The organism is Candidatus Flexicrinis affinis, assembly GCA_016716525.1.
GTDB lineage: Bacteria > Chloroflexota > Anaerolineae > Aggregatilineales > Phototrophicaceae > Flexicrinis > Flexicrinis affinis.
Genome location: JADJWE010000002.1, coordinates 220464 through 246167, shown reverse-complemented (window position 1 = coordinate 246167; position 25704 = coordinate 220464). Strand labels below are relative to the sequence as shown.

At 62.0% G+C, this 25704-nt stretch carries 22 protein-coding genes, 1 tRNA gene, 1 pseudogene and 1 other annotated feature; of the genes and pseudogenes, 8 read left to right on the top strand and 16 right to left on the bottom strand.

Annotated features, from left to right (window positions below):
• The first annotated feature begins 280 nt into the window (after positions 1 to 280).
• Positions 281 to 547, top strand: a complete 267-nt coding sequence (locus IPM16_10240; protein ID MBK9123480.1) for a hypothetical protein — start codon at positions 281 to 283, stop codon at positions 545 to 547.
• A 165-nt stretch (positions 548 to 712) separates the two neighbouring features.
• Positions 713 to 1201 (top strand): annotated as a pseudogene (locus IPM16_10235) (recombinase family protein).
• 186 nt (positions 1202 to 1387) lie between these two features.
• Here the strand turns inward: IPM16_10235 and IPM16_10230 are convergent.
• Positions 1388 to 2329, bottom strand: a complete 942-nt coding sequence (locus IPM16_10230; GenBank protein ID MBK9123479.1) for a hypothetical protein — start codon at positions 2327 to 2329, stop codon at positions 1388 to 1390.
• 149 nt (positions 2330 to 2478) lie between these two features.
• A tRNA-Glu gene (locus IPM16_10225) sits at positions 2479 to 2551 on the bottom strand.
• A gap of 623 nt (positions 2552 to 3174) precedes the next feature.
• Here IPM16_10225 and IPM16_10220 point away from each other — a divergent pair.
• On the top strand, positions 3175 to 4884 hold the full coding sequence (locus IPM16_10220) for a nucleoside hydrolase (GenBank protein ID MBK9123478.1): 1710 nt from the start codon (positions 3175 to 3177) through the stop codon (positions 4882 to 4884).
• 85 nt (positions 4885 to 4969) lie between these two features.
• On the opposite strand, the gene IPM16_10215 is transcribed toward IPM16_10220, so the two are convergent.
• From IPM16_10215 to IPM16_10185, 7 genes are all read right to left on the bottom strand, one after another.
• On the bottom strand, positions 4970 to 6484 hold the full coding sequence (locus IPM16_10215; GenBank protein MBK9123477.1) for a hypothetical protein: 1515 nt from the start codon (positions 6482 to 6484) through the stop codon (positions 4970 to 4972).
• 94 nt (positions 6485 to 6578) lie between these two features.
• Complete coding sequence (locus IPM16_10210; protein MBK9123476.1) at positions 6579 to 7256, bottom strand: hypothetical protein; 678 nt, start codon at positions 7254 to 7256, stop codon at positions 6579 to 6581.
• A 3-nt stretch (positions 7257 to 7259) separates the two neighbouring features.
• Entirely contained in the window at positions 7260 to 7892 is a 633-nt protein-coding gene (locus tag IPM16_10205) for a TlpA family protein disulfide reductase (protein ID MBK9123475.1), read from the bottom strand.
• An 87-nt stretch (positions 7893 to 7979) separates the two neighbouring features.
• The gene (prmA, locus tag IPM16_10200) at positions 7980 to 8885 is read right to left on the bottom strand and encodes a 50S ribosomal protein L11 methyltransferase (protein ID MBK9123474.1); all 906 of its coding nucleotides are present in this window, start codon (positions 8883 to 8885) and stop codon (positions 7980 to 7982) included.
• A 12-nt stretch (positions 8886 to 8897) separates the two neighbouring features.
• Entirely contained in the window at positions 8898 to 9677 is a 780-nt protein-coding gene (locus tag IPM16_10195; GenBank protein ID MBK9123473.1) for a hypothetical protein, read from the bottom strand.
• 130 nt (positions 9678 to 9807) lie between these two features.
• A complete protein-coding gene (locus IPM16_10190) occupies positions 9808 to 10455 on the bottom strand; it encodes a 50S ribosomal protein L11 methyltransferase (GenBank protein MBK9123472.1) in 648 nt (215 codons plus the stop codon).
• Positions 10452 to 11033, bottom strand: coding sequence for a histidine phosphatase family protein (locus tag IPM16_10185; protein ID MBK9123471.1), 582 nt, complete (start codon positions 11031 to 11033; stop codon positions 10452 to 10454). The genes IPM16_10190 and IPM16_10185 overlap by 4 nt, the downstream gene beginning before the upstream one ends.
• 172 nt (positions 11034 to 11205) lie before the next feature.
• Between IPM16_10185 and IPM16_10180 the strand changes: the two genes are divergently transcribed.
• Positions 11206 to 11805, top strand: coding sequence for a hypothetical protein (locus IPM16_10180; protein MBK9123470.1), 600 nt, complete (start codon positions 11206 to 11208; stop codon positions 11803 to 11805).
• A 60-nt stretch (positions 11806 to 11865) separates the two neighbouring features.
• A complete protein-coding gene (locus IPM16_10175) occupies positions 11866 to 12807 on the top strand; it encodes an N-acetyltransferase (protein ID MBK9123469.1) in 942 nt (313 codons plus the stop codon).
• A 9-nt stretch (positions 12808 to 12816) separates the two neighbouring features.
• Here IPM16_10175 and dnaJ read toward each other — a convergent pair whose 3' ends face one another.
• The 3 genes from dnaJ to IPM16_10160 form a co-directional block, all read right to left on the bottom strand.
• Positions 12817 to 13971, bottom strand: coding sequence for a molecular chaperone DnaJ (dnaJ, locus tag IPM16_10170; protein ID MBK9123468.1), 1155 nt, complete (start codon positions 13969 to 13971; stop codon positions 12817 to 12819).
• Positions 13972 to 14081: 110 nt separating this feature from the next.
• Complete coding sequence (gene dnaK / locus IPM16_10165; protein ID MBK9123467.1) at positions 14082 to 15971, bottom strand: molecular chaperone DnaK; 1890 nt, start codon at positions 15969 to 15971, stop codon at positions 14082 to 14084.
• Positions 15972 to 15997: 26 nt separating this feature from the next.
• On the bottom strand, positions 15998 to 16594 hold the full coding sequence (locus IPM16_10160) for a nucleotide exchange factor GrpE (protein ID MBK9123466.1): 597 nt from the start codon (positions 16592 to 16594) through the stop codon (positions 15998 to 16000).
• 293 nt (positions 16595 to 16887) lie between these two features.
• Here IPM16_10160 and IPM16_10155 point away from each other — a divergent pair, with 293 nt between their 5' ends.
• A complete protein-coding gene (locus tag IPM16_10155; protein ID MBK9123465.1) occupies positions 16888 to 17739 on the top strand; it encodes a hypothetical protein in 852 nt (283 codons plus the stop codon).
• On the opposite strand, the gene IPM16_10150 is transcribed toward IPM16_10155, so the two are convergent.
• From IPM16_10150 to IPM16_10135, 4 genes are all read right to left on the bottom strand, one after another.
• Positions 17717 to 18784, bottom strand: coding sequence for an esterase family protein (locus tag IPM16_10150; protein MBK9123464.1), 1068 nt, complete (start codon positions 18782 to 18784; stop codon positions 17717 to 17719). The genes IPM16_10155 and IPM16_10150 overlap by 23 nt on opposite strands.
• A gap of 165 nt (positions 18785 to 18949) precedes the next feature.
• A complete protein-coding gene (gene rplL, locus IPM16_10145; protein MBK9123463.1) occupies positions 18950 to 19339 on the bottom strand; it encodes a 50S ribosomal protein L7/L12 in 390 nt (129 codons plus the stop codon).
• Between the two features lie 78 nt (positions 19340 to 19417).
• Positions 19418 to 19960 (bottom strand): 50S ribosomal protein L10, encoded by a 543-nt coding sequence (locus tag IPM16_10140; GenBank protein MBK9123462.1) that lies wholly within the window; start codon positions 19958 to 19960, stop codon positions 19418 to 19420.
• Between the two features lie 35 nt (positions 19961 to 19995).
• Positions 19996 to 20133: a sequence feature (ribosomal protein L10 leader region), on the bottom strand.
• Between the two features lie 21 nt (positions 20134 to 20154).
• Positions 20155 to 21036: a PAS domain-containing sensor histidine kinase gene (locus IPM16_10135; GenBank protein MBK9123461.1), complete on the bottom strand. Its 882-nt coding sequence runs from the start codon at positions 21034 to 21036 to the stop codon at positions 20155 to 20157.
• 103 nt (positions 21037 to 21139) lie between these two features.
• On the opposite strand from IPM16_10135, the gene IPM16_10130 reads away from it, so the two are divergent.
• Positions 21140 to 24193, top strand: a complete 3054-nt coding sequence (locus IPM16_10130; protein MBK9123460.1) for a hypothetical protein — start codon at positions 21140 to 21142, stop codon at positions 24191 to 24193.
• 28 nt (positions 24194 to 24221) lie between these two features.
• The gene (locus IPM16_10125; protein ID MBK9123459.1) at positions 24222 to 25682 is read left to right on the top strand and encodes a beta-galactosidase; all 1461 of its coding nucleotides are present in this window, start codon (positions 24222 to 24224) and stop codon (positions 25680 to 25682) included.
• The last annotated feature ends 22 nt before the right edge of the window (positions 25683 to 25704 follow it).

Below are 25704 nucleotides of genomic sequence, written 5' to 3'. Positions count from 1 at the left end.
GGCCGATCGGGACTTACAATCTGTCTGGTCTTTGCGAATGCGGTCGTCCAAGCCAGATAGACACGCCGTTCAGGCCAATGGCTAGCTATGCCAAAAATGCCGAGACAGTCAGAGCTGCCGTACCGCCATAGTAAACGGGGATACGGTCAAAGCGTCATCTACACGCGACGGAAGAATTGAACCGGAACTGAAAAACTACTCTGCAGAAAGTCGAAAAATCGACAGGTTGGCGGACCGCGATATGACAGACTGAGTTGTCCAGATATCAATGAGGGACACCTTGGTTCGTACGACTAGAGACCAGCACAACGACAACGGCGCCGCGCACGAAACAAATCTCACATCGGTTCAGATTGTCTATTGCGTCCCCGAAGCCGAAGTATTCCAGCGATTCGCCCAACAGATCGGTGAGCAGATGTCCGAATTGTCAGGTGAAGGCGGCTATTCTGAACAGTCGGTTGTCGATGGATTGGCGCACTTCCTGCAGGTCGTAAGCGAGCTGCTCGTGCGTCAACTCAACGGCGATCGGCACGCCGTGAAGACTTGACACGGATTCGCGATCGGATTACTGTGAGTGCATCCAAAGCGAACGCCGAAGTGCGGTCAACACCTCGGCGTTCTGGTCCTGCACTAATCGTCCTAGCGCACGACCTACCGACAGACTCTAGCAGGTCGGCAGGGGGCGCGCCATTTGCTATCTACGGAGTCTGTCATGAAACGGAACCCTCCTTCGCACATCGATCGTCGCGTCGCCCTCTGTTACATCCGCCTTTCCCAAACGAAGAACGAGTCCGACCTCAAGAGCCCCGAACGGCAACGCGCCAACCTACAAGCGGCTTGTGACAAGTACGGCTGGATACCCGAGTGGTACGCCGATGCCGAGAAGCACAAGTCCGGGACGAAGGAGAGCAACCGTCCACAGTGGCTGCTTCTGAAGGCGCGCGTCAATGACCCGGACGTCGCCGTCTTGGCGGTCAACGATACCTCACGAGCCATGCGCAATACGTGGCGCGCCTTGAAGCTGTTCGACGAGCTCTCCAGCAGCGACGTGAAACTGTACGTCGCGGTGTCCGACCGCATGATGGACATCAAGACGCCGGACGGACGGATGAGCCTGTTCATGCAGGCGTTCATCGATGAGATGTACGCGCTAGACGGATCGCGGCGGGCCAGCGACAGCATCCGGCACCGCAAGAGCAGGCAGATCACGGTCGGGATGCCGCCGTTCGGGACAGTACGCAACGCGGATGGCTATCTCATTCCGTCATCGGCCGGCGCGTGGAAACTGCCCGCAGGCGGATGGCAAGGTGGGGAGAGCGGCGCCGAATCCTTAGTTGAGGGAGTCGTGTGGCGGAGCTACCACGAAGCAGCCCGACGGGTCCTCGAGCTATACGCCGAGAACAAGGGTGGTTACAGCCGAATCGCCAAATCGCTCACCCGCGAAGGATGGGCGTTCCGGGATCGGTGGGGGACTCCGCGACTGTTCAGCAGTGACGACGTGCGCCGCGTCGTCGCCAATTGGCGTGAGTACGCAGGCATCGTGACGGATGGTCGGGCCAAGGAGCGAGTGGCGCACGAAACCGAGGACAATGCCGCGATCTTGTACGATACCGGGCGCGCCGTGTTCAACCTGGATCTTCTGCGGCGGGTGGCTCGAGTGCAGGAGCAGCGTAGTATGACGACGCGCCCGACCGGATCGGTCGATCGAGTCTACCCGTACGGCCTGCTCCGGCTGCTGTACTGCGCCAGATGCGAAGCAATATCGCGCGAGGAAGGCAATCTGCGACGCAGATCGCGCCTGAGCGGGACGAACATGGATCGTCCGCGCTACCGGCACGCGGAAGGCGTACGCTGCGGGTGTAAGCGGCGATCGGTGCGCGCAGACGAGATCGAAGGCGACTTCCTGCGGCTCGTGCAGCTCATGACGTTGAAGCCCGAAGTCCATCAGCTCATGTTGGAACTGGCGCTGCGGACGAGTCAGGCCGACGCAGAACGCGAGGACTTCGAGTCCGAAAGGCGGGCGGCCATCGCCGTCCTGAAGCAGCAGATGGCGAATCTGCTGGACCTGTATAAGAACGCGGTCATTACGGCGGAGGAGTTTTATCGGGATCGGGCCGACCGTGAACGACAGATTGCGTTCTGGGAAGCGCGGACGACGGATCACCAGAAGAAGGCGCTCGAGCTGGAACACGTGATGGCGGCATTGAGCCAACTGATCGACCTGTGGGGAGAGGCTGACAGCGACGATCGATCTCGGCTCGCTGCAAGTCTGTTTGAGTACCTTGTCGTTGACCTGGATGATGGAAGAATCGTAGACTTTCGCTTGCATCCGTGGGCGGATCAGTATCTGTGTCTGCGAGCAGAGCTGTTTGACGATGACGAGGGGCCTGACGATCCGGAGGACGGATCAGACAGTCACGGGGAGCCTGAGGGAACCAAAAATCGCTTCACCACACTGGAAAGTGATGAAGCGATTCATGACCCCAACGGGACTCGAACCCGTGTATCCACCTTGAAAGGGTGGTGTCCTAGACCGCTAGACGATGGGGCCGTAACGCTCCGCAGTGTATCAGTGTCCGTCGATCACGTCAAGACAAACTCACGAGAGCGCAAACCGAGCGAGCCGCCCCTACATGGCACCGCACGGTCGGCAGTTCTCGGATCAAGAGTAAGGTATGGACTCATATCTCAAGCGACGCGATGTTACACTCTATGTTATGTGGCTGCGGCATAGATCGCGGAGCGAAGGATACGCTTGAATGAGGTGTCCGCATCGTATCGCAATGTACGAGACACCTCACACCTTGTGGCAATGAATCCCGATCGAACACTGTGGGGCGGAACGGCGCCGACTATTCTGCGTTGTTGCAGGTATTCTGGCGGAGTTTCCGCGATGACATTCGGGCCAGCACGGTATTGACCCGTCATTGTAAGGAAGCGAAGAAGGGTGCATAGCGAAAAGCCGGTAACGCTTCTTCACCCGCGCGCCTATGGACGTGGCACCCCTTGCCGCCACCCCTCATGCGCGCCAGATACACCGCCCGGCCGACAACGGCGTCGAGCACGTTTGTTTCCGAGTAGACAGATCAATACACTGCCTATATGCGGCCTTTGGACAATGTGTCCGGCGCGGCAAGCGCGTCACACCGTTAGAGTCCGTACAAGGAGCTTCTCATGAACTGGCGTGGCCTGACGATTACGCTGCTCGTACTGGTTCTCACGATGGTCCCGGCATACGCTCAATCAGCCGAGACCACTGTTCCCCTCATCATCGACACCGACATGGCGCAGGACGACTGGATGGCGATCGCCTTCCTCCTTCAGTCGCCTGCGGTCGATGTGCGGGCCGTCACGATTGCCGGCACAGGGGAGGCGCACTGCGACCCCGGCGTCCGCAACGCGATGAACCTGCTCGAAACCCTCGGCCACGGAGACATTCCCGTAGCTTGTGGGCGTGAAGCGCCGCTGCAAGGCGAGCACACGTTCCCCGCAGTGTGGCGCTCGCACGTGGATACCATGGCTGGGCTGAGCCTCGCAGCGAATCCGCGCGACGCGGTCCAGATCAGCGCTGTTGAACTGATCGCGGAGACTGTGGAGGAACGCGCCGCCCCAGTAACCTTACTCACGCTCGGCCCGCTTACGAACGTCGCAGACTTCTTGCGTTCGCGGCCCGACCTTATTGGACAGATTTCACACGTTGTCGTCATGGGTGGGGCTGTCCACGTGATGGGAAATCTGACCCCATACGTACAACACAACTACCGTGGCGAATGGAACATCTACGTCGATCCTCTGGCGGCAGCCGAAGTGGTCGAATCCGGTGTGCCGGTAACTCTTGTCCCGCTTGACGCCACCAACGATGCACGAGTCACCGTGGATTTCGTGCGCCGGCTAGAACTGGATCGACGGACTGTAGCCGCCGACTTCGTTTACGACGTGCTGGTCGCGAGCCTACCGTTCATATCCTCAGGTGGCTATTACTTTTGGGATCCGATGGCTGCGGCAGTCATAAGCGATCCACAGGTCGTTCAAATTGTAGAGGAGGGTGTAACGGTCGTCACGAAAGAAGGCACGGAATCGGGACGAACGGCACCGGACCCCGATGGCAATGTGGTCAGGGTCGCCGTCGCTTCGGATGCAGGCCGGTTCGAGCAGGTCTTCCTGAACACGCTCAACGGTAGAGATCCGCTCGCTGTCCTTGCAGATACCGACACATCGGCTCGGATCGGCGATAGCACCTCGACAATGACGCCGATTGCCTCGATTGACGACTTGGTCGGAACGTGGAAGTGGACCGGACCGTTCCATTTCCGTTTCACCGCCGACGCTAGATTCATGGTGAGTCAGGCTTACGACGGGCTGGATGACGAAACTCCCGAGGACTTTGGGACCTACACGCTTCAAGGCAACGTGCTCACGCTGCTCAGCAGTGAATCGTCGCTTTACTGCCCGAGCGCTGAGGCGAGCACATACCATGTCTATCGCACAGTGATTGACGAGCTTGCGTTCGTATTGGAGTACGATGCGTGTGATGCACGCCGCGCTCCGTCCACAGCGCCACAGGTTTTCGCGTCGGTCGATGCGACTGGACAACCGGTTCGCTTCCCGGCACGTACGTTTGTCGTAGGAGACTACACGCAGACGTTCTATCCGGACGGAACGTACGAGTTCTATGTGGGCGACTCGTTGATGGTCATATCGACATACGAAATTCGAGGTGATCGCCTGTTGTGGCAGAGCACAGGAGTCTGCGCGAATTCGCAAATACCTGTCACGGAGTATACGTGGGCCTTCGACGGCACGACGCTGACACTAGAGCCGGTCGAGAAAGACCCTTGTGCGGACAGGGATACATTGATGCATCTGCCTTACACGCGGAAATAAGGTTGGGGATTCGCGCCAACTGGTACGAACACGAAACGGCCCGCACGATTTCTCGTGCGGGCCACCTAATTTCTTGCATGAAGTGCTACTCCGCAATCTCCCACACGAGCGCGTACTCGTCCTCGTACACGACGCGCATCGCCGGATCGGCATCCGCTTGTGCGATGAACGCTTGGGCCTCGACCCCGCTGACGATAAACCGGGTACCGAACTTTGTCAGAATTGCCTCGGACGGGTTCGCGACCTCGCCGAGGCGTATCTGAGTCCATGCTTCCCACAGGTCGGGATCGGCTTCCAGCAGGTACGTCGTGTCGAGTCCGTTCAGGTACGTGTTCGATGTGTTGTGGAAGAACAGCCGCGTGAAGTCGTCATAGTCGGTCTGAAAAATCAGCGCGCCGGCCGGTGTATTCGTTTCTAGCCAGTCGGCAGCGCCAGCCAACGCGTTGACATCTGGCTCGTCCGCCATGGTCGAGTACGTCGCTGTGAACACGAACGCACCCATGACCGCGCCGGCAACAAGCGTAAGCACGCCCGCGATCTTTGCCAAGCGGGGACGAAAGCGCCACAGCTTGAATGCAGAGGGACGACCCCATATCACCGCGGCAAACAGGAGCGCGAAGGCTGGGTAGTATTCCACGAATCGGCGCGAACGCAGCAGCATGAACAGGGTCAACAGCGCCGCGAACAGCAGCAGCCACGAAACACGATCACGGAGGTCGCGCCGCCAGACGAATCCGATCAAACCGGCGCCCAACGCGACAAGCGACCCGAACACGCTGATGAGCAGTTCATCCCATTTGTACGGATACCACTCGTTGCCAACTTCGACGCTGCCGACGATGTCGACTTTCGCACCGAGGTGGTCGATGATGAAGCCGATATTCTGTGGAAAGTACGGATTGACGACCAGTCCGAGCGCCAGTCCCGCTGCCGAGTACACAAGCGGCCTAGGGTTCAGCCGGCGTGAGACGATCCAATCGGCGACCGTGTACATGCCGGCGAACACAGGCATGAGCACGAATCCGTTGTACAGCCATACGAAGGCGAACGACAGTGGCAGCATCCAAAGATGACGTCGCTGCTGGATAAGCACGTAACACGCTACCAGCAGCAGGAGTAAGGCGGCGCCTTGCGTACGTATCATCAAGAGACGGTAGAGAAAGTGAAACGACATGCAGAACAGCGCAATCGTCCACAACGCAGGCATGTGTACCCGGCACGCGCGAAGCACGGCCCACAACGCCACGAAAACTCCGGACGCGATCGCTAACTGGCCGAGCTTCGCACCGACGACGCCACCCCAGTGCGCAAACGGCGCAAGGTACAGGTGATACAGCAGGTGATGATCGACGAAGCGCTCGGGGCTGAGGATCGTCAAGGGCAGCCACGGAAAGTCGAGCGCCAGCCTTCGCTGAACGATAATCACGTCCGCGACGCGGGCATGATAGTATCCGTCCACGCCATTGAATCCGTTTGACGCGAAGATCAGTGTGCCGAGGATTCCCGCGCAGACGGCAAAAAGAAGCGTGCCCGACGCTGCAGGGTGATGCAGCAGCGAGAGCAGAGTCCCCCGCGGTTTCGCGCTCCCAGTGTATGCCATCCGCACTCTTCCCAAAGCCGCTTCCGGTCACCGGTCGCAGCGACAGCCTGCAAAGGCCGTAATTATAGCGTGGTCACTACGATGCGCGCCGGTCCTATGCGACGCCGATGTTCGGGACGACCTCGGTGACAATGCCGATGATGCCGATGGCGATGAGCAGGATTCCGGCGGCGCGGGTCAGCACGCCGTGATTCTTCGTGAGCCAACTGGTGATCTGGCGCTGCAGCGGCAGGGCGATCCACGGCAGGATCACCAGCGGCCAACCGAAACCGAAGCCGAATGCAAGAAAGTACAGCATCTCGCCGGCGAATGCGTCCACGCCCGCCGCACCGCGCAGGAACGCCGCGGTCAGTATGGGTCCGGTACAGGGCAGGGTCATCGGCCCGAGCAGTAGGCCGTACACGTAGGCCGTCAGATACGGATTGCTCAGGGTCGGCGACTGCGCCAGAGACAGCCGAAGGAACGGATTGCGTCCGAGCAGCATGACGATCCCGAATACGATGACGCCGACATACAGCGCCGGCAGCAGAATCGGGAGGATTTGCCCGAACGACGCTTGAAGCATGGTCAGCAGCAGGCCGATCAGCAGCATCATCGACAGCACGCCCAGCAGCACGATCAGCCCTAACCAGCGCGACGCGTTTCGGGCGCGTTCGTTGTTGGCGGTGCCGGCGAGGAATGCGATCAAGCCGGGATACAGCGGCAGCAAGCAGACGTTCGTCAATATCGCGCTCGTGCCAAGCCCGAACGCCGTCACGAGTTCTGCGATCACCGGCTAGGCTCCGCTGGCGGCCGTTAACTCGTCGACCAGCTCGTCGGCCGATTTGATGCGGCCCGCCTGCAACTCGCCCGCGCTCAGATCGGGCCGGATGACAAAGTGCGGCGTCGAGGGCGGGTTGGAGATTGTGCGACCGAACGCGTCGGTCAGCGCAACCAGCGCTTCCGGCGACAAGACGGCAAACGTCCAGTCGAAGTCCTGATTGTCGGCATAGTTTGCCAACGTGGATGCCGAGATGTTCGTTTCGACGCTCAGCCCGATGTACACGTAGTCATCGGTGCCAAGCGTGGCGATGGCGTCGCGCAGGTTACGCATTTGCTGCCGGCAGTTGGTGCACCACGTCGCCATCGGCTCGACATAAACGGTCTTGCCGGCGAAGTCGGACAAGGTAAACGTCTCGCCCGTGCGCGCGTCGACCAGCGGGATCGTCTGCCACGCGGGCAAGTTTGCTGCCGGGGCGTCGGTCGGAGCGGGCGCGTCCGTGGGCGCGTCGGTGGCAGGAACTTCCGTCGGGGCCGATGTCGTGGGGGTTGGAGCAGTGGTCGGTGAAGTACCGCCGGGGGCAGTCGGGCTGCATGCCGCGACGGTAAACATGAATACGATCAGGACGAAGAGTCGCAAATATGTCACGTGGTGCTTGCCTTTCTGCACGAGTCCGTGTTCAGAAAGCAAGTACGACGCGAGTCTTACGTTTGGATGACGCTCACGCCCGAATGCTCATGGTTCGACGGACCGCAGCGCCTCGATACTGACCCAGTCGCCCTCGGTGCGTACGTGGGTGACGCGGTATCCGGCACGCTCAAGCGCAGTTGCCACGTCCGTAACTTGCTCGGTAATGATCCCGCTGAAGATCGCCGCGCCGCCCGGACGCACGATGTCGCCAAGCCCCTGATCGCACATCTCGATGATGATACGGGCGAGGATGTTCGCCAGCAGCAGGTCGAACCGCCGGGCGGACGTGCGTACCGTCTCAAGCGAGCCTTGCATGGCCGTGATGCGATCCGCGACGAGGTTGGCCTCGGCGTTGTCGCGCGTGATGTCGGCAGCGACCGGGTCGATGTCGATGGCGGTGACGTGCGCCGCACCCAGCATCACGGCGGCGATCGCAAGGATGCCCGACCCACAGCCGAGGTCAAGCACGCTCAGGCCGGGGCGCATCAACTCCTCCATGGACATCAGGCATAGGCGAGTCGTCGCGTGCGTGCCGGTACCGAAGGCCATGCCCGGGTCGAGTGCGATGACGAGATCGCCCGGTTCGGGCGCATACTCCTCCCACACAGGCCGGATAACGATGCGGTTTCCGATGCGTGTTGTGTGATAGTGCGCCTTCCACGCTTCAGCCCAGTCCTCGTCGTCCACGCGCTGATACGCAGCCGGGGGCAGGTTGTAGGCCGCGAGCGCCGTGTCGATTTCAAGGCGGGCGGTTTCGGCGCGTGCATCGGCCACCATGTACGCTCGCACGATCGATGCGTCTGGGGGCGGCAGTTCGCCTTCGTCCCAGTGGTCGGGCTGAATGTCGTCACGTTCGATCGACACGCCCTGATGGCCGAAGTCTTCGAGCACACCGGCGGCCAAATCGGCGAGGTCGGGTGAGAGTGTGACGGTGACTTCGATCCACTGCATATTGGGTGCTTTCTACCGAGTTGGCCGGAGTATTCGGGTCGGGCCGTTGACGAACAGATAGTATATCGCCAGCAGCGCGCTGACGGTGACGACAGCCGTATAGATGTAGAGACTCAGACGCAGGTTCTCCGCAACCGTCCCGAACCGCTGGAAGAACGGGATGATCAGGAATAAGTCGTAGACGAGGAACCCCGCAAGCTGCCCGCCCGCATTTGCCCAATAACGCTTGTAGAGGGCATATGCGAAGTACGCGGCTGCGCCGAGGAACATCGCGCCGAACAGCACGGACAGGTCCGGCGTGATCTGCCACGGCATGATTCCCGGCGTACCGAGCACGAGCGCGCCACCCGCGATGATGAGTGCAACGATGAAGATGACGAACGCAACTAGAAGTGGACGCGGGGTCGGGTACGTATCAAGGTACGGCTTGGTGAAGGATTGGGTTAACAGCCAGACGCCGAACGCCACGCCGATTGCAGAGGCGATCGCGAACGGGATGGTGCTGGTTTCGCCACTGTTGACGGTGATCGAGAAGATCGTGGCCGGCGTGAGGATCACGATGTAGTCAAGCGCGATCCCGGCCAGCGGGGCAGGATCGTTGATCCACACGCACCAGGTTGTGGACGCCGCGGCCGCGCCGAAAATGGAAGCGATGAACGTAAACGACAGCGGTGTCGTGCCCGGGAACGGCCACAGCCCGGTAACGACCGGAACCTGCATTGTGAATGCGATGGACAGCACGGCTTGAACAGTGGCGATGACGATCAGGAGCAGGCGGAGTCGAGGGTTCATCGCAGTCCTCCACGGCCGGCAGCCAGTTGGCCGGGGCACGGTGCCCCAGCACCCGATTCTGGTTGCTCTACGACCATCTCCACATTGTATGCGCCATTTTGACTGCTGACGTCGAATTCGCCGGGCGCCGCTATGGACGCGCGAAGACCATCGCGCTCCACCCCCGCTGGGAGACGCTCTCAACCAACGTTAACCCGTGGGCTGTGGCTAGCGCAGACAGCCGATCGGTCTGTACCTCGAGCACCCCGCTGCAGATGACCTTTCCTTGCGGGGCAAGTGCGTCCGCGATCGGGCCGATCAACTGCTTGAAGATCGGAAGCAGGAGATTCGCCACGATCACGTCGAACGGGCCATCGGCGCCTTCGATGCTGCCGAGGCGAGCGTCTATCCGATCGGCCACGGCGTTGCGTTCGGCGTTGTCTTTGGTGTGCAGCACGGCGGCCGGCTCAATGTCAACAGCCTGCACGCTTGCTGCGCCCAGACGTGCTGCGCCAATTCCCAAGATGCCCGATCCGCATCCCAGATCCAGCACGCGGCTCGCCGGTGTAACCAGCTCCGCCAATGTCGACAAGCACATCTGTGTGGTCGGATGCGCGCCGCTGCCAAACACGCCGTGTTCCACAACGTCGATGACGAGCGCGTCCGCCTCAGGCTGCTGACCGAACCGGCTGGCGGCATATGTCGAAGCAGGGCGGAGTGTCCGGACCACGAACTTTGGCGGAATAGCCACCGTCAGGAAGGGGATCCAGTTGTCGTTCACATCGATCGAATCGCTCATGGCAAGTCCAATACGGGTTTGAATTCGACGAGGTGTCGTTCCGGAAGGGAGACAACGGCGAACGCCGGCATCTCGAGAGCCGCCCATGTCGCATAGGCATCCATGCCGGTCCAGTGGGCTAGCACCATCGACATGACCGTCCCATGCGTGACAGCTCCAAGCGACTCGGCGGGGTGTGAAGCGACGATTGCGTCCAACGCCGTGGTGAATCGAACCCGTGCGGCATCGAAAGCCTCCTCGCCGAACACGACGTGTGCGGCATCGTCCATCGCCGCGCGAATGGCGGCGCGAAACAGACTGTGATTGTCGAAATAGGCCGCCGACTCGCGACGCGTTTCCCGAAACGCCGGTTCGACGATCAACGGTGTGTCGACGTTAAGGTGCTTCTGCAACATCTCGGCGGTGGTTACTGCCTTCGGCTCGTCGCTCGACGCAAATCGGCTAAGCGCATAGGGCCGGAGCGCGTCGGCAAGCAGCGCGCAGCGCTGTACGCCGAGATCGGTCAGTTCCCACGTGTGAGCTGAAGTACCCGGAACCGGTTTGGAGATCGAGTGCCGGATGAGGGCGATGTATGGCACCGGTGCAATGTCCTTCGCGTGCAAATGAGTCCTGTCCGTATTGTACAGGCATCTTGCACGCGGTGGTGTTCACGCCCGATGCCGCGCCAAGAATAATTGTCGAATCGGACCGGCGCGGTATGGTGTCCGGTCGTATACTGTGCGAATACGGAGGGTGCGCGAGGTCGTTGCCATGGGCCGCGTTCTGGTCGTTGTCGGGGTGATTCTGCTGATTGTCGGGGTGGCGCTGCCATTCGCTTCGTCGTTCGGTTTCATGCGCGATATCGGCTCGTTTACGCAAAGTGTCGTGACCGACCCGACTGCGGACGAGTTCTGTCAACCGGGCGAGACACTCGAAATCGAGCAAGGCGCATCCACGCGAACAGGGACAAGCTCGACGTCCGGCACCGGACGTACCACGCTCTACTACTGCGTCACCGGCGCAGGCGAACGGCGTGACGTGACAGCTTCGGTCGTCGGCAACATCATCGGGGAGGCCACCTCGTTAGGGGGCCCGATCGGGTCCATTCTGACTGGCAGCATCGGCGCGTTTGCGCTGACCGGCGGTGGGATTGCACTGATCGTCATCGGAGCGCTGGTGGCTGCGCGCAGCGGGTCGCGCTCGGCCCGACGCATTGTCGGCGTTGAGCAACCGTTCAACCCGACCAACGCGGGTGTGCAAGGCCAGTCGATGATCGACGTGCTCAAGGCACAGCTCGACGCGGCATACCGGAATGGGCAGCTCTCGCGCGAGGACTACGAACGCGCGCTGGAGCAGTTGAAGCGGAGATAACGCATGTCCGCCGCGGTGTCGCTCTGCGGCGGAACGGAGTGATTCACGGAGGAGCGAAGCGTGTTCTCGACCTCAGCGGTCACCGTCCGACAGGAGTCGGTCAACGACTACCTCGCCATCGCAGATATCCACTATTACGCCTTCGAGAATCGACAGGCGGAAGCCAAGATTGTCGCGCTGCACCGGCAGCGGTTCAATTTCGAGCCGAAACTGTCGCTGGTGGCCGAAACGGGCGGCCATATTGTCGGCCATGTGCTGTATACGCCGCGCACGTTTCGCGTGATGGGGCAGGACATCCGCGCATTGATCCTCGGGCCGTTGGGCGTTATGCCGGAATGGCAAGGGCGAGGGGTCGGGTCGGTGCTGATGCGGGCTGGCGACGACTTGGCGCGTGATCTCGGCTATCCATTCGTCGTACTGCTGGGCCACGACACGTACTACCCGCGTTTCGGCTATGTCGGAAATGCGTTCGGGTTCTCGTCGTTGACGCTGCGCGCCGGCGCGGCCCTGCACCTATTCGAGGGCGCCGTCGAGCCCCGCCCTGTGCAGGCGGGTGACGAACCGGCATTGATGGCGCTGTGGCGGATCGAGGAGGCCGGTGTCGACCTGTCCGTGGTTCCCGATGACGACTTGTCGGCTTGGTTGAGCCCGAACCCGCAGATCACGTGCAGCGTTTATCTGCGCGACGATAAGATCGTAGGCTATACGCGGGTGTCGGCCGACGAACCCGGTCAGGTGCGCATGTTCCTCGCCCGGGACATCAACGCATCGGTACAGATCGCAGCGACGTTGGGGCAGGGCAAGCCGCTCGTGCTGCCGCTGCATCCGCGCAGCGGATCGGCACGCGTGCTGAGCGAATACGGGGACTGGAAATATCATGCGGACCCGCACTGCATGGCGCGCGCGCTGAGTCCGAGCATGTTTGACAGCTATCTGGCGCTCATGCGGCGCGGGCAGCGCATTCCCGGGCGTATTCTGTGGCCGGCGGAGTTCGACGTCTAGCCGATCCGGCTACTCGCCGGCGAAGAAGTCCCGCATCCGTTCGACGAAGTTCTTACCCGAACCGCTGACCGTCGGGTTGACGTTCGTACCGAACGACTCAGCCAATTTCGAGAACAACTTGCGCTGCTCCTCGTTTAGCTTGGTCGGCACCTCGACGATGACCTGCACGAGCTGATCGCCGCGTCCGCTGCTGGTCCCGTCCGAGCGCAGACGCGGGAAGCCCTTGCCACGCAGGCGATAGACCTTGCCGGTCTGCGTGCCGGCGGCCAGCACGAGTTCGACATCACCGTCGACGGTCGGAACGTTTACCTTGTCGCCCAGCGCCGCCTGTGCGACGTTGACCTTGATCTCGAGCAGAATGTCGTTCTCGCGCCGTTGGAAGTACTCGTGCGGGCGCACATGCACGTAGACGATCAGGCTGCCGCGGGGGCCGCCGCGTTCGCCGGCGTCACCCTCGCCGCGGAACTGTATCTGCAAGCCTTCGCGTACGCCGGCCGGTACCTTGACTGTGGTCGATGCCCGCTGGCGCCGACGGCCTGCGCCGTCACAAGTCTTGCAGCGGTTCTCGATGATCGTACCCGCGCCGCCACAGCGTGGGCATGGCGAGGCCTGCACGACCGACCCGAGGAACGTCTGGCGAACTTGCCGGATTTCGCCGGTGCCGTTGCACTGCGGGCAGGACGTCGCGCTGGTACCCGGCTGTGCGCCCGAGCCGCTGCACGTCTCGCAGGTATCCAGACGTTCGAACTCGACCGGTACCTCGGCACCGTTGACCGCCTCGACGAACTCCAAGGTGACGTCCACGCGGATGTCGCTGCCTTGAATTGGCCCGCGCCGCCGCGATGCGCCGCGCCCGGAGAAGCCCGCGAAGAATTCTTCGAAGATCTCCTCGAACCCGGCAAATCCTGATCCCCCGAAGCCGCTGAACCCACCGCCCGCAGCGCCGCTAACACCGGCGTGCCCGAATCGATCGTAGCGAGCGCGCTGATCGTCATCGCTGAGAATGCCGTACGCCTCGTTGATCTCCTTGAAACGTGTTTCCGCGTCGGCGGACTTGTTGACGTCCGGGTGGTACTGCCGCGCCAGATCGCGAAACGCTTTCTTGATGTCGTCTTTGCTGGCGCTGCGGGATACGCCGAGTACGTCGTAGTAGTCGCGGGGCATTGGAGATCAGCAGTCCTGTATGGTAGGCGGGCGATACGATACGAATGGGAAGGGACGCGCACCGGTCGGCACGCGTCCCTCAATTCCGTTCTAGCGGAGAGGCGTAGGGCTTACGCCTCGGTGAACTCGGCGTCGACGACGTCTTCACCCTTATTGTCGCCGCCGGTACCGTTGCCGGCGTCGCCGCTGTCGCTCGACGGTGCCTGCTGATACATGGCGGCGCCAAGCTGTTGGATGTGCTGCGCCAGCGCGTCCGATGTCGACTTGATGCGTTCCACATCGCCGGCTTCGCGAGCCGCGTTGACCGCGGAGATCATCTCGTGTGTCTGCTGTTTCTGCTGCTCCGGCAGCTTGTCGCCATGTTCGCGCAGCAGCTTCTCGGCGGTGAACACCACGCTGTCGGCGGCGTTGCTGGCCTCGACCTGCTCGCGCTTCTTGGCGTCTTCGGCGGCGTGCGATTCAGCCTCGCGCACCAAACGCTCGACCTCGTCCTTGTTGAGGCCAGTTGCGCCAGTGATGACGACCTTCTGCTCGCGACCGGTTGCCTTGTCCTTGGCGCTCACGTTCAGGATGCCGTTCGCGTCGATGTCAAACGTGACTTCGATCTGCGGCACACCGCGCGGGGCGGGGGGCAGTCCGTCAAGGATGAACTTGCCGAGCGTCGTATTGTCGCCAGCCATCGGGCGCTCGCCCTGCATGACGTGGATCTCGACCTGCGTCTGGTTGTCCGCCGCGGTGCTGTAGATCTGCGACTTGCGCGTCGGGATGGTCGTGTTGCGCGTGATCATCGGTGTGGAGACACCGCCCAATGTCTCGATCGACAACGTCAGCGGGGTGACGTCCAGCAGCAGAATGCCCTTGACGTCGCCCTGCAGCACGCCGGCCTGAACGGCCGCGCCCAGCGCCACGACTTCATCGGGGTTGACACCCTTGGTGGGCGGCTTGCCGAAGAACTTCTCGACCGCGGCCTGCACCGCCGGCATGCGGGTCATACCGCCAACCAGCACGACCGCTTCGATCTGATCCTTGGTCATCGCGGCGTCCTTGAGCGCCTGCTCGACCGGCTTCATCGAACGCTCGACTAGATGCGCCGTGAGCTGTTCGAGCTTAGCGCGGCTGAGCGCGATGTTCAGATGCTTGGGGCCGGACGCATCGGCCGTGATGTACGGAAGCTGAATGTCCGTGCTCAACGCGCTCGACAGCTCGATCTTGGCCTTTTCAGCGGCTTCCTTCAGGCGTTGGAGCGCCTGGCGGTCCTGCCGCAGGTCGATACCCTGCTCGGCCTTGAAGCCGTTCACCAGCCAGTCGATGATCGCGTCGTCGAAGTCGTCGCCGCCGAGGTACGTGTCGCCGTTGGTCGACTTGACTTCGAACACGCCGTCGTTGATCTCGAGGATCGAAATATCGAACGTGCCGCCGCCGAGGTCGTACACGGCGACCACGCCATTCTTGCGGTCGAGGCCGTAGGCGAGCGCCGATGCAGTCGGCTCGTTGATGATGCGGACGACCTCAAGCCCGGCGATGCGGCCGGCGTCCTTGGTGGCGTTGCGCTGGCTGTCGTTGAAGTACGCCGGCACAGTGATGACGGCCTTCTCGATCTTCTCGCCCAGATACGCCTCGGCATCGGCCTTGATCTTCTGCAAGATCATCGCAGAGATTTCTTGCGCGCTGTAGTCGCGTTCGGCCATTTTCACGCGCACGTCGCCGTTAGGCGCGGCGCTAACCTGATACGGGACGCGCTTGACCGCATCCTGTACTTCGCGGTCCTGAAAGCGCCGGCCGATGAAGCGCTTCACCGAGAAGATGGTGTTGTCGGGGTTCATGATGGCCTGATTGCGCGCAACGCGCCCGACCAAGCGTTCCCCGTTCTTGTTCATCGCTACGACCGACGGGATCAGCCGGCCGCCTTCAGACGACGGAATGACGGTCGGTTCGCCGCCTTCCATGACTGCCACGACCGAATTGGTGGTCCCGAGGTCAATTCCGATAATGCGACCCATGTGTTTGCTACTCCTCTGACTTGTGCCTACTTAGCGACGCGAACCAACGCAGGGCGCAGCACTCGATCGCCGCTGATGTACCCCTTCTGCAGGGTGGTGCTTACGAGGCCGCTTTCGACCTCGTCGGTGTCTTCGAGCCCGATCGCCTCGTGCCGTGTCGGATCGAACGGCTCGCCGGTCGGGTCGATTTTCTCAACATTCGATTCGGTGAGGAACTTGTCGAACTTGCTCAGCAGCAGGTCAATGCCGTTGAGCCACGGGTTCTCCTTGAACTCCTCAGGGACGAACTGCATCGCGCGCTCGAAATCGTCGATGATGGGGAGCACGCGCGCCACGGCGTCGTGAACGCCGCGCTGACGGACTTCGGCCTGTTCGCGCTCGACCCGCCGCTTGTAGTTGGCGAACTCGGCGCGCTCACGCTGCCATCCGTCCTTGTATTCCTCTATCTTTGCCAACAATACCGCTACCTCCGGAGAGACTTCTGCCTTAGCCTCGGCATCCACAGTTTCCACGCTCGCAGTGTCTTCGCCGACCTCGTCTTGACTGTCGTTCGGCGTCTGCTCCGCGGCCGCGGCAGATTCTTCGGCGGCCTCGTCTACGGGCGTCGTCGATTCCTGACTCAATGCATTCTCTCCCGGTTACGATGACTGGTCACAACGACCGCAGTATATCAACCGAGTCATAGAATTTTGTATGAATTTCCCCGTCTAAGGGTGTTCTTATGCGGTGGCGCCGTCTTGTACACCACCCGTACAGCTGCCATCGCGAACAAGACAACCGCGCTGACGTTCGGATGCCGTGCTGCGCGTGGCAGCAGGTGCCGACCTGTGCTGTGATATGATCGGCACACATTCAATCTCGGTACCCTATGCGCGTGTATCATGGTCTAGGGGCCGCGAGAGCCGAGGTGGATCTATTGAACCGGCGAGAACTGACCCGCTACGACAATTCCATTGGCAATCTGCCTTACCTCGCGAGGGAATGGTTTCGCTTGCACGCGCAGTTGTATGTGCTGCGCAAGACGCCAATCGTTCTGTATTCCACCGGCGGAAGCGGTTCGAACTCGGTGGCCGAGGCGCTGGACCGGCGTGGAGCGTTCACGCTGCACACCCACATGCTCACCGACGACGCGTTGACGGACGACCGGCTCAAACCGCGCCGCTGGCGCTGGATCAAACGCCACATCGTTGACGCGCAACGACGTACGCTGTTTATCGCGACGGTGCGCGATCCCATCGCGGTGATGGTGTCGGGATTCTTCATGCGTGTCCCCCCGATGCGCGAACGTGCTGCGGCCAAAGGGCGTGTTCTGACCGTCGAGAAAGCCCTCGACCGTTTCCTGAACAAGTACATTCATGGGCGCTATACGGTGGAGTTTTTCGACCGTCAGATTCAGCCTGTGCTGGGGATTGACGTGTATCGCGACTCGTTCCCGCGCGAACAGGGATGGGCGACGTACACCAAAGGCCCGTTCTCGCTGCTGGTGGTCCGTTCCGAGCTGCCGGACGAAGCCAAGGCGGAGGCGATCGGCGCGTTCACGGGCGTGCAGGGACTGTCAATTCCGCGCGTCAACCGGTCCGATCAGAAGGATTACGCCGAGCTTCGGCGCGAATTCGACGCGCGCCTCACCATTCCCGATGAAATCCTCGATACTTACTACGAAAGTCGCCTCGCGCAGCACTTCTTCAGCCCGGAGGAGCGCGCGGCGATGCGTGCCAAATGGGGCACGCCGCGCGAACGTTCGATCACGCCGGAAACAGAGCGCTGAGCGCAGCAGGCAGCATGTCGCGCCACGACGACCAGTTGTGGCCGCCGTTGAACTCGCGGAATGTAACCTTGTATCCATGTTCGTTCAGGAGCGCGTTGAAGGCCCGGTTTTCGGCCAGCAGCCACTCGAATCGGCCGACGTCCTGCCATATTCGAACCGGCGCCTTCGGCAGACCGCGAACCAGCACGTCCACAATCGGCGGGTAGTCCGTCAGATCGTATTGGAACGCCCCGGACTGACAAATGACTTTGCCGAAGACCTGCGGCAGGCGAAGGCCGGTGTACATGGCCATCAGCCCGCCCATCGACGCGCCCATCACGCCCCACGCACCGGGCGAAATGTCCGGGTCGATCAGGTTTAGATTGTTATACGCCAGCGGCATCACCAGCTCGGTAACCTGAGCCAGAACCGTCTCCGTGGCGTTGTACTCCAGAAACCGGTCCTCACGGGCATTGTCGATCATGGCCAAAGCGACCGGCGCAATCTGTTTGGTGGCGATCAGGTTGGCGACGATCTGCGTGAGGTTTGCCCGCCTGAAATAGTCTTTGCCGTCGTATACGACGATCAGCGGCGCCGGCTCGTCGGTCGGCGGGTGATACAGCCACACGTCGCGCCGGTTGCCGCTGAGCAGCATCGGGCTGTAGATCGCGTGGCGGGTGACGTCGCCTTGCGGTACGCCGCTGACAAACTCGGCGGCGACGTTCGTCTGGCGACCGGGCATCGCGAAGTAGTTGTTGGTGCGACCCATCCCGTTGCTCACCTGCCGGCGGTTGAGCGGGTCAAGCAAGCTCTTGTCGGGGTCGTCGGGGTCGGTCGTGAAGACGTATTCGATGTATGCGTCGGATGGCAGGGTAAGCGCATGTGTCCACACTTCGGGGGCGACCTGCGTCATCTGCACCGAGCCGAGTGCCGACGCACCCCAGTCGTTGAAGTCGCCGATCAGCTCCGGCGCAGTCTCACCGATCCAGACGAACGTCGCGGTGTCGCCGTCGATCAGCGGCGTGCCGAGGCTTTGCGCCTGCTCAACAAGCGGGTGATCGGCCATTGCAAGGCTCCTGACGGTTTGCGGTCTCAACGTGTGCCTTGGACTATAGGAGGTGCGCGTTAAGGCGTCAATAACCGCAGATTATCGGCGCGCAAAGGCCATGAATCAAGACGGCCGTTCCCGGTTTGGGAACGGCCGTCGTGGCTGTTTTGGCAGGGGTCGAAACTACTTGACCTCGACCTTGGCGCCGGCGTCTTCGAGCTGCTTCTTGGCATCGGCAGCCTTGTCCTTCGACACGGCTTCCAGAACCTTGGCGCCTGCGGTCTCGGTGACGTCCTTGGCTTCCTTCAGACCCAGCGAGGTCAGGGCGCGGACGACCTTGATGACGTTGATCTTGTTGGCGCCGGCATCGACGAGGATGACGTCGAACTCGGTCTTTTCCTCGACTTCTTCGGCCGCGGCGGCAGCGCCACCGGCAGCCGGCATCGCGGCCATCATCATACCGCCAGCGGCGGCCTTCACGCCCCACTTCTCTTCGAGAAGGGTCTTGAGTTCGGCGGCTTCCAGAATGGTCAGCGCGCTCAGATCTTCAACCAGCTTGTTCAAATCGGCCATGACTGATGCTCCCTTAGGTGCGATCTGCGCAATGTGCGCGTATGCGAAAAAGTGTGTGGGACGTGCCGCCCGGATGGGCTAGGCCGCGCCCTGCTCGCGGTCGTCCAGATATGCCTGCAGCACGTTAACCACGCTGCTGTTGGCCGCCTGAATGACGCTGACGATGCCGGTGGCCGGAGCCACGATCAGCCCGATGAGTTGTCCCCGCAGTTCGTCGAGCGACGGCAGCTTCGAGATGGCGTCGACCTGCTTATCAGACAGGACATTGCTGCCCATCTGACCGCCGACGATCTTCATCTTCTCTACGCGGGTCGCGTCTGCTGCATAGTCGAGAACCGCCTTGGCCACACCCGGGAAGTTATCAAACCCGAATGCAATACCGTTGGGGCCCTTGAGCAAGTCCGTGGGGACGGCGAATCCGGCGTCTTCGAGGGCTTTTGACAGCAGCGTGTTCTTGGCCACGACATACTTGCCGTTGGCGTTGCGAACCGCAGCGCGCAGGCCGTCGATTTCCTTGACACTCAGGCCAGAAGCCTGAACGACAACGAAGCCGCGGGTCTTGCTGAGCAGATCGACGTACTGGGCGACCAATTCGTTCTTGCGCTCACGTGTGAGTGCCAAAGGTCAACCCTCCTTACCGATAAACCGACCTTGAGTGCCGCAAAGAAAAAGCGGCCTCGCGCAAAACGCAAAGGCCGCCATACGGTCTGTGAATCAGTCCCTATGCGCCTTTACCTCGGCAGGAAATTAAGGGCGAACCCACCTGCATTCTGCGGCAAAGTACGGTCGGAATTATAGGTGTAGGGGTCGCGCTGTCAAGGGCCGGGTGCGTTTGTGGGCAGCGGAAGCGTCACGGTGAACGTACTGCCTGCGCCAATTGTGCTGGCGACCATTAAGCTGCCGCCGAGCCGTTCGACGTACGACCGGACCATCGGCAGGCCGTGGCCTGTCTCGTCCTCGTCCGTGCCGGTTGTCGTGCTGTGCAGTCGTTGGCCGCGCAGGGCCAGGATCGTGGCGTGCGGCGGGATACCGGCGCCGGTGTCGCACACTCTGATCTCAAGCACGGAGTCGCGCAGCGCAATCGACAGCCCAACCTTGCCACGCGCCGTAAACTGGCAGGCGTTCCGCAGCAGTTGGTTGACGATCTGTGTGAGGAGTGTGTTATCGAAGGGGAGGTCGGCTGGCACACGGTCGCCGATGCGACACTCGAACGCTAACCCCCGCCGGTCGGCCATGTCGCGGCCGAACGCGCGCCACTCGTCAATCAGAGCGGTGGTGGCGTTGAACGGCTTGGTCACAGCCGCCGACGCCTGGCTTGTCCCACCCGTGCTGCGCTCGGTGACGTCGGTAAGGACGCCGCTCACGCGCCGGATGACCCCATCGATGTCGTACTCCATGCGGATCACGGCCTCGACCGTGCGCTGCTCGCCATCTGGGCGTACGATCCGATAGACAAACGGCCCGATGCTCCCTTCCCGAATGCCCTGCATCAGCGCGACCTGTACGCGCCGCCGGTCGGCGGGGTGAATCAAGCGGCTGTAGTTCTCGATCGTAGTGTCGAACTGGCGCTCGTTGACGCCGAAAATCTCGAACATCTTGTGCGACCAGCGCATGACGCCGGAGCGCAAGGACCACACCCACGCGCCTTGTGTCGGGCTGTGGTCTTGAACCTCGCTTGGGACGTCAATCTCGTACACGGCTTGCACTTTGCGGCCTTCGCATAGCTGCGCTTTGCCCACGGTACCACGGAACGTTGTTGCGATTTCGTAAGGTTTTGTCTGGGGTTATTGATCTTTGTCGATGCCGCGATTGCCGTTCGGCGGCGGTTCGAAAGTATGGATTCTGGAACAAGTGCGCATGACCGACGCATCCCCAACGGCGCGGCGCTCGCCCTACCGCATCGACGGCTGCATTGTTACACTCTCGAACCACTACAGTCAGGGATCTTGCCAAGCGCGCATGACGGAACAACCCCCTAATGGTCCATCCACCGGCGAAGCTCGAACGGTAACTCCGGTCGAGCCACAGGTGATGTCTGTGTACCGGCGGCGCGGGCCGAACACGCTCGGGTGCATCGTAATCGCCGCGACGGCGCTGATCGTCGCTGCCGGGTTGATCGTGGTCGGGCTGTTCCTTCCGCCGTTCAACCTCGCCGAGTCGCTGTTTGGGCCGGAATACGTGATGTTCGACGGCCAGAACAACGCGGCTGCTGCGGACGGTCTCCGTGTCATCGTCGATGACTTAGATGCAGCAGACGAGTTCGGCGTTGCCCTCAGTGCGCTGTCCGTGGAGGCGTTCGCTTCCGATCAGGACAGCGCGGCGGCCCACCGTGCGCTGCCGGCGGCACTGGCGGCAGCGAGCCCCATCTACAGGCTTGACACCATCGGGCGCGCTTCTCCCGATATCGCACTCGACTTCGACCTGCCAGAAGGCGTCGACCTCGACACGCTTGACATATACGGCTACGACTCGCAGACCGACCGCTGGCGGTTTCTGCCGTCGCAGCTTACGCAAGCGGGGACCCTGCTCGTATCGTCAGCCCGGGTCGTCGATTATGTCGGGCTGTTCAGCGCGTCGCCCGTGGACCCGACGGTCGTCGTCCCCGTCGAGATCACGCAAGAGCTGACCCGCGAAGCCGCACAGCTCGCGTCGATTGTCAGCCCGGCCGGATTGACCCCCAACGCCGCCGGTCAGCTCATCGGAAGCCTCGCGCCCGGCTTCGTCACTAACGCCGCCTATCGAGTTATGCCGATTGTGCGCAATTTCGACGATCCGCGCGCCATCGACGTACAGACCGTGGTCGCATTGATCGACGATCCGGCACTGCGGCAGGCGCACATCCTGAACCTCGTCTCTGTGGCGATCAGCAGCGGGTTCGACGGCCTGTTCATCGAGTATCGTGGGTTGCCGTTGGACGCCCGCGGCGCGTTCTCTGACTTCGTTAGGGAACTCAAGCAGGCGTTCTCGTCCAATGGACTGCTGCTTGGGGTGATCGTGCCAGCGCCCGAGAATACCGATGGCGAGTGGGATACCGGCGTGTTCGACTGGCGCGAGATCGGGTTGGTGACGGATTACCTGCAGGTCGAACTCGGTCTCGACCCGCTGTCGTACGCGTCCGGCCCCGATCAACGCATCGAGGCGTTGTTTCGCTGGGCAACGCGCGAAGTCAGCCGGTACAAGCTGTTGGCTGGGCTGAACGCCCTGTCGTTGCGTGAGACACGGGGCGGATTCGTGCCGGTGTCGTACACCGACGCCTTGTCGAAGCTGGGTAATGTGCAGGTGGCCGGCAACGTCGCCGCGCCCGGGGACATCATCCGCGCCCGCCTCGATGGATTCGATGCCCTGCCCGGCGTCGAAGTGGCCGTACAAGCGCCTTACATCCTATATCGCAATCCGGACGGCACCGCTGTCGAGAAAGTGTGGCTAACGACCGCCGGCGCGCTGCGGTTCCGGCTCGACCAACTGCGCCCGCACTTGATCGGTGGCGCGGCGCTTTCCGACCTGTCGTCGGGCGGGCTGGCCGCCGGTGTGCCGGAATCAGTGCTGAACTACAAGCTCTCGCTCCCGATCGAACCGAGCGTCCCCGATCTGTCGCTGCGCTGGCGCGTGCAGGACAACAGCGGGGTGCGCAGCGAGGTCATCACCGGCCTCAACGAGGAACTGGTCGTGACGCTGGAGGCGGTCGAGGGCAATTTCGCGATCAACGTTGAGGTCGTGGACGGCGAACAAGCCGTTGCCCGCAGCGGCGCGCAGGTGGCCGTGCTGCGCCCGACACCCACGCCAAGCCCGCTGCCGACTGCGGAACCTACGCTGATTCCAACCCAAACGCCTACGCTGTCGCCGATCATCCCGACGCGCAGCGCGCAGTTTGGCCCGGGCAGCCAGTTCGCCGCGATCAACCCCGGCCCCGGATCGATTATCACCGGTGTTTTCGAGTACGGCGGGCAGGTTACCAGTGTCGAGAGCCAAGCGGCGATTGACGCGATGCAGCGTGCCGGCATGACGTGGATGAAGGTACAGGTGCGCTACTCGCCCGGCACCGGGCCGGAAGCGGTGGCCGACGTGGTGCGAACCGCACGCGACCGCGGGTTCAAGATTCTAGTGAGCGCGCTGGGTTCCCCGAACGATCTTGCGCTTGGCGGCGGAGGCTACATTCAGGGTTTCGCCAACTGGCTCGGCGGGATCGCCTCGGCAGGGCCGGATGCGATCGAGGTCTGGAACGAACCGAACATCGATCGCGAGTGGCCGCGCGGGCAGATTAGCGGCGCAAACTACGTCGCCATGCTCGCGAGCGCGTACAACACCATCAAGAGCGTCAGCCCCGGCACGATGGTGATCTCCGCCGCGCCAGCGCCGACCGGAGGGGAGCTTGACTTCCCGGCGGGTGCCGTGCGCAACGACGACGCTTGGCTGGCGGAAGTGGTAGCTGCCGGCGGGTTGAACTACTTGGACTGTGTAGGCGTCCACTATAATGAAGGTATCGTGCCGCCCAGCGCGACCAGTGGCGACCCGCGCGGCGACTACTATACGCGCTTCTTCACGACTATGATCAACGTGTACAGCGGAATTACCAATCGGCCGCTGTGCTTTACGGAGTTGGGTTACGTCACGCCGGAGGGTTACGGCACGATCGCGCCGAACTTCGCGTGGGGCGCAAACACGACGGTCGCGCAGCAGGCCGCGTGGCTCGCCGAAGCGATGGCGATTGCCTCGCAGAGCGGCCGGGTTAAGCTGCTGATTGTGTGGAATATCGACTTCCGCACGTACGATGCCAACGATCCGCAGGCCGGGTATGCCATTATCCGGCCCGGCGGCGGTTGTCCTGCCTGCGACGCGATCGCAGGCGCTCGCTAATCACATCACCGACACTAGGAGCACACTTATGTCTCGTACGCCGGTCATCAAACATCAGGTTCGAGGATTCGTCCTGACGTGGTCGATGCTGACCTTCATCATCGCCGGTTTGACGTTCTTCGGGATCTACCTGACGTACACGCCGACGTCTGCTTCCGAAAGCGCCTTGGAGAACGTCGCGTTTCCGACCGCGACCGACCCCGCGGCAGCGGCGCCTGCTACCGACGTGCCGGCCCCGACCAGCACTACGCCGCCACAGCCTACCGACGCCCCCGAGCCAACCGCGGCGCCGGCAGTCGAGTCGGCGCAGTCCACCCCGGTCGTAATCGCACAGGCGCAGGCAGCCTCGCCGGAACCCCTGCCGACGCTCACGCCAACGATTTCTCCGATTGACGTCGACGACTTCGAGCTGGGCATTCAGGTACAGGTCCCGCCGAGCAACGATCAAGACGAGATGCGCGGCTGGATGAGCGATGTGCACCAGAAGCTGCACATGGACTGGATCAAGGTTCAGATCGGCTGGGAGTTTACCGAGCCGTCGCCCGGAGAGTACGACTTCCGCTTCCTGCGTACGGCGCTTCGCGCGACTGATGATACCGGCACGCGCGTGCTGCTCTCGGTTGTGGATGCGCCGGACTGGGCGCGCGAACCCGGCGTCGATCTGACGCGCAAGGGGCCGCCGGCAGACTACCAGACCTACGTCAACTTCGTGACCGAACTTGTGACCCGGTTTGGCGACCGCTTCCATGCCATCGAGGTGTGGAACGAGCAGAACCTCGACCGTGAGTGGACGTCGGTGCGCGGCCTGCGCGCCGAGGACTACGTCGAAATGCTGCGCCAGACCTATCAGGCGATCAAGCAGATCAAGCCGGATATGATCGTTGTCAGCGGCGCGCTGTCGACCACCGGCGGCTGCACCAACGCGCAAGGCGAGGTCTGCGCAATTGACGACTTCGCCTACTTCGACGCCATGATTCAGGCCGGCATGCTCAACTATGCCGACTGCATCGGCGCGCACCACAACGGCTATAACCTCAATCCGCTCGAGCGTTGGGACTCCGTCACCGACGATCCGTCAGCGACGTTCCGCGGGCCGTTCGACAACCCGCATCACAGTTGGAGCTTCCGCAGCACGCTCGAATACTACGCGACGCGCGTTCAGGCCGCCGGCGGCACGCAGAAGCTGTGCATCACCGAGTTCGGCTGGGCGTCGGGCGAGGATCTCGAAGGCGTGCCGGCGGGCTGGGATTACGCCGTCGACAACACCTTACAAGAACAACGCGACTGGACGCTGCAGGCGCTCGATCTGATGGTTGAGATGGGCACGGTGCGGATCGCCATTCTGTGGAACCTAAACTACGGCCCGCAAGCCGGTTGGGCGCCAGACAACGACAACGTCCCGTATTCGATCATCGGCCCGAACTTCGTACATCGCCCCGTGTTCGACGCGCTGGGCGAGTGGAGTAGGGAATACAAGGGCATTCAGTAAACCCGATGAAAGCGTCTGTTTC

Bases quoted from the DNA above. Each gene is read 5' to 3' on its own strand.
- IPM16_10150 (MBK9123464.1), bottom strand. From the start codon at position 18,784: ATGGCCGATCACCCGCTTGTTGAGCAGGCGCAAAGCCTCGGCACGCCG.
- prmA (MBK9123474.1), bottom strand. From the start codon at position 8,885: ATGCAGTGGATCGAAGTCACCGTCACACTCTCACCCGACCTCGCCGAT.
- IPM16_10180 (MBK9123470.1), top strand. From the start codon at position 11,206: ATGGGCCGCGTTCTGGTCGTTGTCGGGGTGATTCTGCTGATTGTCGGG.
- rplL (MBK9123463.1), bottom strand. From the start codon at position 19,339: ATGGCCGATTTGAACAAGCTGGTTGAAGATCTGAGCGCGCTGACCATT.
- IPM16_10190 (MBK9123472.1), bottom strand. From the start codon at position 10,455: ATGAGCGATTCGATCGATGTGAACGACAACTGGATCCCCTTCCTGACG.
- IPM16_10215 (MBK9123477.1), bottom strand. From the start codon at position 6,484: ATGGCATACACTGGGAGCGCGAAACCGCGGGGGACTCTGCTCTCGCTG.
- IPM16_10125 (MBK9123459.1), top strand. From the start codon at position 24,222: ATGTCTCGTACGCCGGTCATCAAACATCAGGTTCGAGGATTCGTCCTG.
- IPM16_10130 (MBK9123460.1), top strand. From the start codon at position 21,140: ATGCCGCGATTGCCGTTCGGCGGCGGTTCGAAAGTATGGATTCTGGAA.
- dnaK (MBK9123467.1), bottom strand. From the start codon at position 15,971: ATGGGTCGCATTATCGGAATTGACCTCGGGACCACCAATTCGGTCGTG.
- IPM16_10195 (MBK9123473.1), bottom strand. From the start codon at position 9,677: ATGAACCCTCGACTCCGCCTGCTCCTGATCGTCATCGCCACTGTTCAA.
- IPM16_10230 (MBK9123479.1), bottom strand. From the start codon at position 2,329: ATGCAAGCGAAAGTCTACGATTCTTCCATCATCCAGGTCAACGACAAG.
- IPM16_10220 (MBK9123478.1), top strand. From the start codon at position 3,175: ATGAACTGGCGTGGCCTGACGATTACGCTGCTCGTACTGGTTCTCACG.
- dnaJ (MBK9123468.1), bottom strand. From the start codon at position 13,971: ATGCCCCGCGACTACTACGACGTACTCGGCGTATCCCGCAGCGCCAGC.